General features: G+C 62.2%; 13 protein-coding genes. 5 read left to right on the top strand and 8 right to left on the bottom strand.

The window, feature by feature from the left end; all coding sequences use genetic code 11:
- Window positions 1-49: 49 nt before the first annotated feature.
- Window positions 50-979 (top strand): glycosyltransferase, encoded by a 930-nt coding sequence (locus AC6I1W_RS03775; RefSeq protein WP_497743521.1) that lies wholly within the window; start codon window positions 50-52, stop codon window positions 977-979.
- 55 nt (window positions 980-1,034) lie between these two features.
- Here the strand turns inward: AC6I1W_RS03775 and AC6I1W_RS03770 are convergent, their stop codons facing one another.
- The 8 genes from AC6I1W_RS03770 to AC6I1W_RS03735 form a co-directional block, all read right to left on the bottom strand.
- Window positions 1,035-2,066 carry a hypothetical protein gene (locus AC6I1W_RS03770; RefSeq protein ID WP_036976409.1) on the bottom strand — a complete coding sequence of 344 codons (1,032 nt, stop codon included), beginning with the start codon at window positions 2,064-2,066 and terminating at the stop codon, window positions 1,035-1,037.
- A 5-nt stretch (window positions 2,067-2,071) separates the two neighbouring features.
- A complete protein-coding gene (locus AC6I1W_RS03765; protein ID WP_270237495.1) occupies window positions 2,072-3,070 on the bottom strand; it encodes a CgeB family protein in 999 nt (332 codons plus the stop codon).
- A 66-nt stretch (window positions 3,071-3,136) separates the two neighbouring features.
- On the bottom strand, window positions 3,137-4,357 hold the full coding sequence (locus AC6I1W_RS03760; protein ID WP_270237493.1) for an O-antigen ligase family protein: 1,221 nt from the start codon (window positions 4,355-4,357) through the stop codon (window positions 3,137-3,139).
- 59 nt (window positions 4,358-4,416) lie between these two features.
- Window positions 4,417-5,994, bottom strand: a complete 1,578-nt coding sequence (locus AC6I1W_RS03755; RefSeq protein ID WP_270237492.1) for a tyrosine-protein kinase domain-containing protein — start codon at window positions 5,992-5,994, stop codon at window positions 4,417-4,419.
- Window positions 5,995-6,114: 120 nt separating this feature from the next.
- The gene (gene rfbA, locus AC6I1W_RS03750) at window positions 6,115-6,984 is read right to left on the bottom strand and encodes a glucose-1-phosphate thymidylyltransferase RfbA (protein WP_270237490.1); all 870 of its coding nucleotides are present in this window, start codon (window positions 6,982-6,984) and stop codon (window positions 6,115-6,117) included.
- A 4-nt stretch (window positions 6,985-6,988) separates the two neighbouring features.
- On the bottom strand, window positions 6,989-8,563 hold the full coding sequence (locus tag AC6I1W_RS03745; protein WP_270237488.1) for a glycosyltransferase family 2 protein: 1,575 nt from the start codon (window positions 8,561-8,563) through the stop codon (window positions 6,989-6,991).
- A gap of 262 nt (window positions 8,564-8,825) precedes the next feature.
- Window positions 8,826-9,053, bottom strand: coding sequence for a hypothetical protein (locus AC6I1W_RS03740; protein ID WP_284950338.1), 228 nt, complete (start codon window positions 9,051-9,053; stop codon window positions 8,826-8,828).
- Between the two features lie 354 nt (window positions 9,054-9,407).
- Window positions 9,408-9,695, bottom strand: coding sequence for a glycosyltransferase family 25 protein (locus AC6I1W_RS03735; protein WP_270237485.1), 288 nt, complete (start codon window positions 9,693-9,695; stop codon window positions 9,408-9,410).
- Window positions 9,696-9,903: 208 nt separating this feature from the next.
- Here AC6I1W_RS03735 and rfbB point away from each other — a divergent pair, with 208 nt between their 5' ends.
- The 4 genes from rfbB to AC6I1W_RS03715 are packed head-to-tail and all read left to right on the top strand — an operon-like array spanning window position 9,904 to window position 13,257.
- Window positions 9,904-10,902 carry a dTDP-glucose 4,6-dehydratase gene (rfbB, locus tag AC6I1W_RS03730; protein WP_270237483.1) on the top strand — a complete coding sequence of 333 codons (999 nt, stop codon included), beginning with the start codon at window positions 9,904-9,906 and terminating at the stop codon, window positions 10,900-10,902.
- A complete protein-coding gene (locus AC6I1W_RS03725; RefSeq protein ID WP_270237481.1) occupies window positions 10,902-12,290 on the top strand; it encodes a sugar nucleotide-binding protein in 1,389 nt (462 codons plus the stop codon). Before rfbB ends, AC6I1W_RS03725 begins: the two co-directional genes overlap by 1 nt.
- Complete coding sequence (locus AC6I1W_RS03720) at window positions 12,290-13,006, top strand: hypothetical protein (RefSeq protein WP_065673030.1); 717 nt, start codon at window positions 12,290-12,292, stop codon at window positions 13,004-13,006. Before AC6I1W_RS03725 ends, AC6I1W_RS03720 begins: the two co-directional genes overlap by 1 nt.
- Window positions 13,000-13,257: a nitrate ABC transporter gene (locus AC6I1W_RS03715; RefSeq protein WP_065673029.1), complete on the top strand. Its 258-nt coding sequence runs from the start codon at window positions 13,000-13,002 to the stop codon at window positions 13,255-13,257. Before AC6I1W_RS03720 ends, AC6I1W_RS03715 begins: the two co-directional genes overlap by 7 nt.
- The last annotated feature ends 24 nt before the right edge of the window (window positions 13,258-13,281 follow it).

The raw sequence follows: 13,281 nt of genomic DNA, 5'->3' as shown, positions 1-13,281 counted from the left end.
CACCGGGATGGCTGGGACGACTTGCAGCACGGCATCACTGCCATTCGATGTGACACTTACCCCCGACCGAATTTCCACGTTGCGGGACATCAACCCTGATGTCGTCCTGACGGATCTCACCGTCATGAACCGTGAGATCCCCCACCTCCACGATGCCATGCCCGTCGTGATCATCGTTGAGAATCCCCTGCGCGCCCGCCTGCAATGGGCCCACTCGAATGCGCACAGCCATATCGATGCGGCTCGCCAGGCTTTCGGACTGATTCGCAAGGAACCACATATGCGCTCGACTCTCAGGAAAGCCGCAGGCCTGCAGCTGAACGGTCGCCCTGCAGCAGAGGCGTATGGTCGGGTCAATCCCAGCTACGTCATGTACTACGACACACGAGTGCGCCGCAATGACGTCCGCGGCGACGCCCATACGGACTCCGATGTCTTCCGACTGGCATTCTCCGGACGCTGGTTGTATCCAAAGGGGTTTGACGCCGCGCTGGAGGCCTTCCGCCACGCTCGCGAACTCACTCGGCGCCCGCTCGAGTTGCACCTGTTCGGCGGTGGCGCTCTCGCCGATCTCGTTGACGATAGCGATCCCTCGATCATCAACCACGGCATGGTCGATTTCAGCGAGGAGTGGATGCCCTTCTTCCAGCGCGACATCGACCTCGCTGTTCTGCCCCACCGCCAGTCGGACCCCGCGGGAACCTATCTGGAAGCTGCAGGCTGTGGTGTCCCGTTCCTGTCGTACAAGAACCTCGTCTCGGACGATTTGGCAAAGGAAGGGCTTGGCTGGACTGTACGCATGAACGACATTGCCGCGTTGGCCGCAAGGATTGCCCAACTCGCCGATCACCCTGAAATGCTCGAGCAACCGCGCCAAACCGGCATCAAATTCATGCTGGAACACTCAATGGAGGCTGAGTTCCAGAAACGCATTGACCACCTGGCCAGGTGTGCCCAAGGCGAGTTCACCGCATCATGAAAAACACGGGGTCATCCGTTCAGAGGGACGGATGACCCCGCCGGACAACGACTGATCAGCAGGACAGCGCCTTGGCAACAGCGAGCGCCGGTTCCACCTCGGGAGATTCGTAGGGCTGAGTCGGAGACGATCCCCATCGGGACAGCCCATACCGGCTCCAGAAATCCTCGATCCATGATGGTGGAACGGGATAGTGAACCCAGGCCGGCAACCCTCGGCACGCTGCCTCCAGAGTTCCGGTCGAGAAGATGGAGACGACCGGTCGTCCCTCCTCAACCAAGGACTTCCTGGTCGACTCTATGACAACCCCCCTACGGGTCATCAGGCGGTGCTGGATGCGCGAAATGGCATCGGCCTCGTTGGGATGCGGACGGTAAATGGCACCCGTGGAGTTGCAGAACTCGGTGTAGATGCGTTGTTTGGAAGCTCGGCCGAGCTCTGCCCCGTGCAACTGCCCCAGCATCACCGGGGTGTCGTCCTGGAGTTCCGCCTTGGGCAGCCTCGACGCCTTCCACAACATCTGAGACCCCACCACCTCACTGGTTACGTCGGCACGACCCGCGCACTGGTACTCGGCATCGGCCTCGGACCACGCGAAGAGGTGATCCCCCGGACTCAGCGGAGGGGCCCACGGAGTCAGGAGACCATGCTGGATCACGCAGAAACGCGCATGATGTCTCTGCGCCCACGGCCTTACGGCAGCGGCCAGCGTGTTGAACGCCCCGAGGGTCAGAATCTGCTCAATCGAGGGAGGCAGCGGTGCGTCGGGATGCCACTCCATGGCGCGGACGTGACCTGCAGCAAAAGAGCGAGCCTCCGAATGACTCGACAACACCGCGGTTCGGTCCGGGTCAAGATGCGACAGCGGATCAACGGTGGCGAACCGACAACTCGCGGAAACCTGGTCGAGCACCACCAGAACGGAGGGTTTCTCGGCCGGCAGGTAGAGCATCGGCCTCGGAGCCGGCGGTCCCTGACGTAGAAACGCTCTGGCAGACGCCAGCCCGAACCGCACCCGGTTACGTTTGCGCGACCATTCCCGCCATGCATCGAGGTCTTCGGGAAACACCAGACCCGTGGAACCCATGTGCATCACCACAATCCATCCAGAACGGCAACCCGCTGGTCCAAGGTGTGCTCAGCCATCGTGCGAGCCCTCGCAGCCTCACGCAGGGATTCCATGCGCTTGCGGTCGGCAAGCACCATGCGGGCTATCTCAAGCGTCTCCTCAGCGCTGTGTTGCACCAGGACTTCTTTACCGGGTTCATAGAACTGGCTGACGTCATCCCTGTCGATGATCTGGACGGCACCCACCCCACACGCCTCGAAGGTACGCATCGTGAAACCGTCCTGATCACCGTGGATATTGAGGGTGGCCGCCGAATCCCGCATGATCGCGTATGCCTGACCAAGACGGACATCTCGGCCAGCCGGAATGCCGGATGACCCCAGCCGCCACGTCCTCAAGCGGTCAACTGGGTGGTCCGACCAGTCCCTACCGTATGCCATCACGGGAACCCCGTCGTTGACGAGGGCGGACAGGATCTCCATGCGCTTGGGCAGACTCGACCCGACGAAGCTGATGACGTCCTTCTGCCAATGGCCCTCGGTTCCCGTCTCTGAGTTAAAGGCCAGCGGGACATGATGGGCCTCAATCCCCTGTTCCCGAAGCTGAGCGACGTCTCCCCGGCTGTAGGTGGCCACGGTTGACACCGCAGCGGCGAGCTCAATGTCATGAGTCATGCGACGCAACTCGTCGTAGAACCACACGACCGAATGCCGCGAGGTAGCTCTCAGTTCCTGCCAGTAATCAGCCTCGAGCGCGTCACCGCGAACGGTAAGGACCAAATCTGCATGGACCTCGCGCAGGCGCTCGACGGCCCTGGCGGTGACGATCTGGGTCGACAAGTGCCCGGCCCGGCCGCGCACCTTGGCCGGCAATTCGTACCGAAGCTTGTTCCAGGCCTTCTCGATGGGCGGAGCTGCATCGTACTCATGGACGACGACCTCATATCCCCTCTTCTCGAAGGCTCTGCCAATGGCCTGACCGTAACCGTGGAAGCTTGGCGTCACGACGAGCAGCTTGGTCATATCGTCCCTCCTCGATTGATCAACGCAGCGGCGTCCCAGCGGCTGTGCCGTCGTCCGGCCATGTCCTCAAGGACGGCTGCCGATGGTCGCATTCTGGCTCCTCACATGACCTTCAATTACTGTGGACGAATAAGCTGGCCAACCATCAACCCCTGTGACATCTTTGTCTTTCTCCTTGTGCCACGGAACTCCGTACCGCTCGCACAGGGCTATTCCAATGACGATGAAGGCTGGAGCGGCAAAGAAAACCTCTCCCAGCTTCCAAGCACACACGAGAATGGCGATTACTGCGCCTTCCACGACTCGCTGCTCATCAGAGATCTTGATCCGCTGATCAAGAACTCCCCACACCACGACGACGAAAAGCCCGACGACAGCGACAAGAAGAGGGATGCCTCCCTCAACCCGCAGCGCTGCATAGGAATCATGGAAGAACACCCTTCGGTCATCCAAGACCATCACCCAGGCTGTGCCCAAACCGCTCCCGTACCACGGAGATGCCTGTTCCTTGGCAATCGTGGCGACATCAATAACGTCCCTGAACCAGTCCGTACCGGATCTGGTGGCGAAAACACCGGCCTCGGCAAAGTTCTCCTCGACGTACCGGATACCGATCCACCCAATGAGTGCAACACAGAGACGAAAGATGAGGCCAAGACGATTCCTCATCACAATCCAGACAACGCCAGCTGCGAACGCCATCATCGAGGTCCGTGATCCGGTGGCGAAGAGTGCAGCACCAAAAAGCAGGGCGGCAACCGCACGTGATCCGCTGGAGCGCAAAATCCCCAGCACTACAATCCCAATGATTGCATAGACCATGCCCGCAACATTTTTGTCGCCAAGAAAACCAACCAAATATCCTTCATATCCGCTGGAACGCAGCGGCGTGAAATTCGCGGGGATGTTCACGAAGATCAACCCGAACCCGTACCCGGCGATGAAGGATCTCCAGAGAAGTCGGCCTTGAGCGATGCACACGGAGAACAGCACCAGCAGGAACCAGCGAAAAGATCGCTGCATCCACGGTTGACCCTGATGGACGGATATGCCAACGACCCAGGCGAGCGCACCGAACCAGAACACGAGGTAATACCCGAGCCCGCGAACATTGACGGTGGGGCGCACAAAAGCTGCCACGAGAATCGCCGCCGCAATTAGACCAACGTCAATGGGAGCCGGAAGACCAATGTCATAGCGACCGGCGATGAACGCAAGACCGAGAAGGAAGTCCGGTACCCGAATACTTCCGACCCTGGCAGCGGCACTACGAACCCGCGTGCTCATAGCGGGATCCCGGTCCGCCACAGCAGCGGGTCGGGCCGTGCCATCAGTCACAACTCCAGTCATTTCGCCCGACGTGGGGTGATTTCTGCATCCGCGTCAGCGCGCTCCGTCTTCTGGACCCGGACCAGCCCCTCCTTCGGCTGCTGCGTGTCCTTGACAACGGCAATCGACTCCTGAGTGTCCTGCTCCTCCGTGCCATAGGAGGAGTAATAGCCGTGCTTTCCGTAATCGCCGTAAGAGGAGCCATATCCATAGGTGGATGCTCCGTAGCCGTAGAGCACGTCACCCATCTTCTTACGAGGCACACGAGTCAGGACCGAACCCAGGAGCGAAGCTCCAACCTGCTCCAGACGTTTTGCGACCAGGGACACCTGATCTCGGTGAGTCTTGCCGACGACGGCCACGTAAATAGTTCCGTCGGCAATGGCGCCAAGCAAGCCGGCATCCGTCACGGCCAACAGCGGCGGCGCATCGATGACGACGAAATATCCACGCTTGCGCAACTCGGCCAGGAGATCCTTCATCCGCTGGGAACCAAGAAGCTCGGAAGGGTTCGGGGGAATACGCCCAGCAGCCAGCATCTGAAGACGCTTGGTCTCGGTTCGCATCAGGGCGTCATCCAGACTCACATCGCCCGCAAGTACCTGGGAGAGGCCGACGCTCGCTTCTGCACCGAAGGCCTTGTGCTGCACCGGACGGCGCATATCGGCATCAACGAGGACGACCTTCTCGCCGGCCTGTGCCATGACGACGGCGAGGTGTGTCGAAACGGTCGACTTTCCTTCACCCGGGTTGGCCGAGGTGATCACGACAGTGCGCGGAGGATTGTCGACGTTGGCGAACCGCAGGTTGGTGCGAAGCTGACGGAAAGCCTCACCCGTGACACCGGAGATGTGCACGATCGACTTCTCGCGCTGCTCGGCAAGCTTCTTGTCATCCGGAATCACACTGAGGATTCCGGACCCAGTGAGTTCCTCGACAGTGGCCTGATCCCGAACCTTGACGTCGAATTGTTTGCGGATCACCGCAATGACCGCACCGATGAGGAAACCGACCACCAAACCGGCAGCGACGTATAGGGCCAGCGATTTCCCTCGGTCACCGCTCGGCAGCCCTGCGGACTCATAGCCAAGGACATGCACCGAGGTCATCTTGGCCAACTGGGCGTCGCTCTTCTTGCCTGACCCTGCAGTCTGGCCATAGGTCTCCATACGAAGCGCCTCAGAGATGAGCGCTTCCAACCCCGCGTTGGCAAGAGCCTGGGCGTTCTTGGCGGTGTCACCCGTTGCCTTGATCTCAATGAAGGCTGTGTCGCCCGGGACCGACGCCGTCAGCTGCCCATTCGCAGCCTCCGGGATCCCCTGTTTCTTGAGGATCTCGGCCGTCTTCTGAGCCATGGTTCGCGTCTCGACAAGCTCCGTGTAGGTCGTCGCTCGCTGCTGGGCAATGGTATTGCCGGACATTGCCCCGCCGACCGATGCAGAGTCGCCAGCGACGACCATTCCGGTCGCCTTCGCCGTGAACACCTCCGGACGCGTCAGCTGGTAAACCGCGCCGAGCAGTCCTCCCATAAGGGTGCAGACAATGAGCAGAGCAAGGTTGCGCCGCAAGATGCGGACGACGTCGACAACTGTCACGGGGTATGGACTCCTCTGGTGGTTCGCTGGCCCTCATGTGGACAGGCCGAAATCAGCCCACAGGCACCGTAATCTTACGGCACACAAATCCGTTGGGCGAGTTCGGACCAGACCGCTACCTCAGGGGTGGGTCACGAGACCACGCAAATAGGTTCCATACCCCGACTTCTCGAACATCTCAGCTCTCTCGAGAAGTCCCTCGTCAGTCAGGAATCCGCGTCGCCATGCAGCCTCTTCGGGACATCCCACCTGCAGGCCTTGCCGAGCCTGGATCGCGCGCACGAAATTGCCCGCGTCATTGAGGGAGTCGAAGGTCCCTGTGTCCAACCATGCGGTACCGCGCGGCAACAGTTCGACATGCAGTCGGCGCTGCTCCATGTAGGTGCGGTTGACGTCGGTGATCTCCAACTCGCCACGAGCCGAAGGCTTGAGATCTCGCGCAATCGCGACGACGTCGTTGTCGTAGAAATAGAGCCCGGGCACTGCCCAGTGCGACTTGGGAAGTTCTGGCTTCTCCTCGATCGAGATCGCAAGACCGTCGTCGTCCACCTCGACGACGCCGTAGGCGCGCGGGTCGGCAACCTGATAGCCGAAGATAAGGGCTCCGTCGACGGACTGAGCCTTGGTCAGCAACCGAGTTCCCAGCCCTGGACCGGAGAAGATGTTGTCTCCCAGAACAAGACAGGACGCGTCATCCCCAACGAAATCAGCACCGATGGTGAAGGCCTGGGCCAGGCCCTTTGGCTCGGGCTGCACCGCGAACTCGATGTCGATGCCGAACTGCGATCCGTCACCGAGCAGGTGGTGGAAGGCCTCAGCCTCGTGCGGTGTCGTGATGACCAGGACGTCCCGGATACCCGCGAAGATGAGGGTGGTCAGGGGGTAGTAGATCATCGGCTTGTCATAGACGGGCACGAGCTGCTTGCTCGTCCCCAGCGTGATGGGATGCAGCCGGGACCCAGTACCGCCGGCCAGGATGATTCCGCGCATGTGTTCACCATAGACGGTGGCCACTGTCGTCCGCATCGGTGGACGTCAGCAACCAGTACAGCTCGTCGGAGTTTCCACAGGTGACAGCGCAACGTACGATCCCGCGGTCGTCGGCGCATGACGACGCGTGGACGATCGTCCGCCACTCCGGGTGGCCTGACTGACGGAACGGAGTCTCCTCATAGAGGACGACCACCGACGGCCGGAGATGGGAGAGCACTGTCAGCACCCCGTCACGGACTGCCGCATGATCAGGATCGACCGTCACGAGTCGAGAGTTCTCTGAGAAACGTGGGCACCGCAGGTCCCTCCCCTTGTCGGGACGGGCTCCGGCCCCTGCTGGCAAGACGACGACACCATCTGGGTGGGCGTCCTGCCATGTGAAAACCTCGTGCGCCAAGCTCTCAGGTCGGTGGTCGTTCGGACCGACGCCGACGGTCCACACCTGCGCACCGTCCCGGCCAGCAAGGGCGCTGGCATCCCTGTTCGCGTCACCAGCGCGCATCTCGACAATGAGAAGGGACCGGCAATCTGGCAGGAGGTCCTCGGGACGCGACAGCGATCGGACCGGTCGACGTTGGGCACCGCTGTCCTTGCGATGTCGCCACCCATGCATGATTGTCGACCACTCATCAGCAAGCGTTCCTGCTGGGGCGACGTCAGCTCCACGAGCCTTCTTGAAGGTATTCCAACCCGTGTTGAGGACAGATGTCGCCACCATCCCAGCCAAGAAACGTCGTGCCCCGCCCCACTTGTCGAAGAAGCGGAACTGACCGTCGACGTTCCAGGAACGGACTCTCTCCGCCGATGAGGACCCACCTCCGACATGACCGATCTCGACCTGGGGCAGATAAACCGCCTTGAGACCTCGTTCCCCATGAAGCCGACGATGAAGATCCATTTCCTCGCAGTACATGAAGTAGTCCTCGTCGAATCCCCCGACAGCTTGGAAATCCTCCAAGGGCATCATGTGCGCGATACCGGAAACCCAGTCAACGACGACACCAAACCCACTCTCCATCGCGCGGTTCATCGAGGTGACGTCTTGTCCCTGGAGCCGGTCAAACCACTCCTGACCATGGAACCGCGCGCCCGGCGTCGCCCAGTTGACGATGTACTGATGGGGTTTGCCCCAGAACCTCGCCACTGGTGCCGCATGATCTCCCTGCCGCACCGCGGGCGCAGTGATGGCGCGTCCCCATGGCTTGGCTGCTTCAAGGAAGCGGCGTAGGAAGTCATACCCGATCGTCACGTCACTGTTAAGGAACAGCACGTACTCCCCATTCGCGGCTGCTGCACCCCGGTTGCAGGCAGCACCGTAACCGCCATTGGCCGCACCGTGGACAACCTTCCAGCCCTCCCCCTCAGGGAAGGTCTGCGGCGAGCAGTCGTCACTGACAATGATCTCGAAGGAGTCGACACCCTCCTGGGCCATCAGGTCACGAACCACCGACATCGTCGGCTCGACCTCGCCGTAGTGCGGGACGACGACCGACACCGCGGGAGAGTCAGTGCTCCAAGCACCTTCCACCGTCCGGGATGCGGCACTCGGGTGATCGTCACCGGTCGCGCGTTGCACGAGCCCTCGATCCGAGGGGAGCAGTTGCGAACCCCTCGACATGACCTCGTGCCGGGCCCGCTCCGCGAAAGTACGCACTGCCCGTACAACATCCCTCACGGCGTCACCGATCCTTTCACTCCCGATATCTGTCAATCCCGATGCCTGTGAATCCCGCATCTGTGCATCCTGATCGCACGATCGTCACCGACCCATCAATACTGATGCATCCGTGTGCGGGATGCCCACAACCCCGAGGAGGCACGGCCGAGGACTTCCGGACTCAGTTCCGACGTCCGCTCCTCAACCTGTGGAGGATCTCACGGCTCTTCCGCGAGGAGTCGACGACCTTCCCTCTCAGAGCCTTCAAACGGGTCTTGAGGGCCAGCCTTTCCCGCGGTGACATGACGTAGTCGTGGACCCGGGGGTTGTCCCCGTGCCGAATGGTGCTCTCGACACCGCTGGACGGCTCCACGAGGGTTGACTTCACAAGCCCGATACGCAGGCCCATCCGGCGCATCACCCTCCAATCGTCCGCAACCCAATAGGGCTTCCCCAGGGCTTCCCCTCATACGCGGCAATCGTTCGCGCGGCACTTCTCGTCATCGCGTACCCCACAGAGCCCAACTCGAACTGGGGAACGATGACATTCACCGCGCGGACGGCGGGCATCGGTGTCCCCGTCGACAACACCGAGACAGGCCTCGCCCCGATACCCAGCGGGTGGTGACGGCTGCAGTAATCCTTCGCCGGCTGGTCCATGGGTGCGCTGTACATGCCGAGTACCGCCAGATCGACGCCGAGACGTTGCGCCGCACCCAACGCTCGCGGAAGGTCACGTCCCCACCACGGGGATAGCGCGGCGTCATCCTCTGTGATGACGATCCAGTCGTCGGCACCCCCCCGCCGCCGCGGCGAAGTCGGAAATGGCGATCAGGTGACTCAGCGTGCAGCCGATCTCCCCAGGCTTCGGATAATGGAGGAAGGTATCCTCGAACAGCGCGGTGTCGAATCGTTCGGCGATCTCCTCCTTCGACATCAGACGACCGTCAATGGCGTCGAGAACTCGAAATCCGGCATCAACCAACTTGGGAACGGTCGTGTTGCGACGTTCGGCACTCGCAAGTGAAATCACCACCTTGTCCGCAATCACTGGCTTTCTGCGCTCATGGGCCAAGCAGTCAAACATGGGGGTCCACTTTCTCTTCCTGGATCCGAGCTTGGGGCTCTGTGATTCACCACACGATGGTAACGAAGGCATCCGTAATGGTGCTCACATCCCATCCACGCACGCCGCACCGTGTCATGGTGGAACTTCACGCAATACGCAAGATCAGCCATTCGTCCATAGACTGACCACCATGACCTCCCTCTTAGTCACCGGCGGAGCCGGTTTCATCGGCAGCAACTTCGCCCACTGGGTCCTCGACAACACCGACGCCACCGTCACCGTCCTGGATGCCATGACCTATGCCGCCAACGAGGCCTCCCTGGCAGGGCTGCCCCGTAACCGCTTCCAGCTGGTACGAGGATCGGTGTGTGATGCTGACCTCGTCGATGAGCTCGTCTCCCATCACGATGCCGTCGTCCACTTCGCCGCTGAATCCCACAACGACAACTCCCTGGACGGTCCGGCCCCGTTCATCCAGACCAACATTGTTGGCACCTTCACCCTGCTACAATCCGTCCGCAAACACGAAACGCGGCTACACCACATCTCCACCGACGAGGTCTACGGCGACCTGGAACTCGACGACCCGACGAAGTTCACCCCGCAGACCCGGTACAACCCGTCGTCGCCCTACTCAGCTTCCAAAGCCTCCTCGGACCTTCTGGTACGTGCTTGGGTACGCTCATTCGGAGTCCAAGCCACCATCTCGAACTGCTCGAACAACTATGGCCCACGCCAGCACGTCGAGAAGTTCATCCCCCGTCAGATCACCGAAATCCTGGAGGGACGCCGTCCCAAGCTCTACGGCGCCGGCCTCAACGTCCGCGACTGGATCCACGTCGACGACCACAACTCGGCCGTCTGGACGATCCTGGAATCCGGCCAGATCGGCGAGACCTACCTCATCGGCGCTGACGGCGAGCTCGACAACAAGACCGTCATCGAGCTCATCCTCGAGCTCATGGGCCAGCCCACCGACGGCTACGACCACGTCAACGACCGCCCCGGCCACGACCTGCGCTACGCCATCGACGCCACCAAGCTCCGCGAGGAGCTCGGCTGGCAGCCCGAGTACACCAACTTCCGTGACGGCCTGGCCAACACCATCGACTGGTACCGTAACAACGAGTCCTGGTGGCGCCCCCAGAAGGAAGCCACCGAGGCCGCCTACGCAGCGAAGGGACAGTGATGAGCGACCTCAGCATCGACACCACCGACATCCCTGGCCTCCTCGTCCTTCACCTGCCCCTGCACGGTGACAACCGCGGCTGGTTCAAGGAGAACTGGCAGCGCGAGAAGATGACCGCCCTCGGCATGCCCGACTTCGGTCCGGTCCAGAACAACATGTCCCACAACTCCCAGGCCGGGGTCACCCGCGGCATGCACGCCGAGCCCTGGGACAAGCTCGTCTCGGTCGCCAACGGACGCATCCTGGGCGCCTGGGTCGACCTGCGCGACGGCGACTCCTTCGGCAACGTCGTCACCGTCGAGATGGGTCCCGAGACGGCCGTCTTCGTCCCCCAGGGTGTGGCCAACGGCTACCAGGCCCTTGAGGACGGCACGACGTACACCTACCTCGTCAACGACCACTGGTCGGCCGAGGCCAAGAAGTCGTACACCTTCGTCAACCTCGCCGACCCGGCCCTGGGCATCGAATGGCCCATCTCCTTGGAGAACGCCGAACTGTCCGAGGCCGACCGCCATCACCCACCGCTGAGCGAGGTCACCCCCTTCCGCAAGCCCCGTACCGTCGTGCTGGGCGCCAACGGCCAGCTCGGCAAGGCACTGCGGCCGCTGCTGCCAGACGCCGAGTTCACCACCCGTGACACCCTCGACCTGTCCAACCCGGACAGTCTGGACGCCTTCGACTGGAGTGGGGTCGGCACCATCATCAATGCCGCCGCCTACACTGCCGTCGACGCAGCCGAGGACCCTGCCAACCGGGCCACGGCCTGGGCCGCCAACGTCTCCGGTGTCGCCCATCTCGCCCGGATCGCAGCATCCCGTCGAGCCACCCTGGTCCACGTCTCCAGCGACTACGTCTTCGACGGCACTGCCGAGGTCCACACCGAGGACGAGACCTTCAGCCCGCTGGGCATCTACGGCATCACCAAGGCCGCCGGCGACGAGAGCGTAACCGCCTACCCGCGCTACTACCTGATACGCACCAGCTGGGTCGTCGGCGAGGGTGGCAACTTCGTCGACACCATGGCGAACCTGGCCCGTCGCGGTATCAGCCCCCAGGTCGTCTCCGACCAGCACGGCCGACTGACCTTCACCCGTGACCTCGCCGCCGCCATCGTCCACCTGCTGACGACCGGCGCTGCGTTCGGCACCTACAACGTCTCCAACGAGGGACCGACGCAGACCTGGTTCGACATCGCCAGCGAGATCTTCACCCTGCTTGGAGCCGAGGGAACCGTCACCCCGACGACCGCTGCGGAGTGGGGCAAGGACAAGAACCTGGCCCCCCGACCGACCCATTCCACCCTCGACCTGTCGCGTATCGAGGCCACCGGGTTTACCCCGGCCACGGCCGCCGATCGACTGCGCGAACACCTGGGCGTGGCCAAGTGATGGACCTTGCCGCCCTCGGCACCACGGTGCAGGTCGACGTCTCCGGGACCGGGCTGGACGAGGAGGAGCTGCGCCATGCGTGGGCTCGCTGCCTCGCCGACCCGGATCCTGATGCGCTCTCCCTCACCCCCGGTCCGATGACGGCATCCTCCCTGACGCAGGAGATCACCCGAAAACTCATCTCCCGTCAGATCGGCCACCTCCTCATGTTTCACGCCGGCGCGGTGTGTCACCCAGCCACTGGGGACTCAGTTGTCTTCATCGCCCCTGGCGGCACCGGGAAAACCACCCTTGCCACGTACCTGGGGCGACGATATGGATACATCAGCGACGAAACGGTTGCCATCGAGCCCGACACCTGGCGGATCCTCCCTTACCCCAAACCGCTGTCTACCCGTCGTCCCGACCTCTTGGGGGAGAAGTCCGAACTCAGCCCCGACGACCTGGGGTTGCAGCCCTGCCACCCGCATCCGCATGTCAGCCACCTCGTATTGCTGGCACGAGACGACTCCCACGACACCCTCATCACCCCCGAGCGGCGTCTTGATGCCATGGTGACGATGGCCGAACAGTCCTCGTCCATCCACAAACTCCCCAAGCCACTGCACCTGCTGGCCGATCTCATCGACCACACCGGCCAGGTGTGGCGGGCCCAGTATGCCGAGTGCGAGACTCTCGAGCCCTTCATCAAGGATGCGCTGGGGGCACCATGTTGATCTCTCGCGCCGACGTCACCGACATCTGGTTCGAGGAGGGCGAGGCCCTCGTCATCGTCGAGGATTCCGTCATCCGTCTGAGCCCTCTGGCCGTGGCCATCTGGGGCGTTCTCGAAACTCCCTCGGAACTCGAGGAGCTGGGCTCCGAACTCGAGGCCCTCATCGGCCCTCCTCCTCAGGGCAACATGATCGAGATCCTCACCACCTCCATCGAGGACTTGTCCCGTCACCACGTCCTGACGGTGTCATGACGGCCCGAATTGATAGCATCCAAG

Source organism: Cutibacterium sp. KB22876 (assembly GCF_059728865.1).
This window is presented reverse-complemented; position numbering and strand designations above follow the sequence as displayed.

What these genes read in the sequence shown, in the direction of transcription:
- AC6I1W_RS03770 (WP_036976409.1), bottom strand. Translation starts at nt 2,066, where the DNA reads ATGGGTTCCACGGGTCTGGTGTTTCCCGAAGACCTCGATGCATGGCGG.
- AC6I1W_RS03765 (WP_270237495.1), bottom strand. Translation starts at nt 3,070, where the DNA reads ATGACCAAGCTGCTCGTCGTGACGCCAAGCTTCCACGGTTACGGTCAG.
- AC6I1W_RS03760 (WP_270237493.1), bottom strand. Translation starts at nt 4,357, where the DNA reads ATGAGCACGCGGGTTCGTAGTGCCGCTGCCAGGGTCGGAAGTATTCGG.
- rfbA (WP_270237490.1), bottom strand. Translation starts at nt 6,984, where the DNA reads ATGCGCGGAATCATCCTGGCCGGCGGTACTGGGTCCCGGCTGCATCCC.
- AC6I1W_RS03740 (WP_284950338.1), bottom strand. Translation starts at nt 9,053, where the DNA reads ATGGGCCTGCGTATCGGGCTTGTGAAGTCAACCCTCGTGGAGCCGTCC.
- rfbB (WP_270237483.1), top strand. Translation starts at nt 9,904, where the DNA reads ATGACCTCCCTCTTAGTCACCGGCGGAGCCGGTTTCATCGGCAGCAAC.
- AC6I1W_RS03725 (WP_270237481.1), top strand. Translation starts at nt 10,902, where the DNA reads ATGAGCGACCTCAGCATCGACACCACCGACATCCCTGGCCTCCTCGTC.
- AC6I1W_RS03720 (WP_065673030.1), top strand. Translation starts at nt 12,290, where the DNA reads ATGGACCTTGCCGCCCTCGGCACCACGGTGCAGGTCGACGTCTCCGGG.
- AC6I1W_RS03715 (WP_065673029.1), top strand. Translation starts at nt 13,000, where the DNA reads ATGTTGATCTCTCGCGCCGACGTCACCGACATCTGGTTCGAGGAGGGC.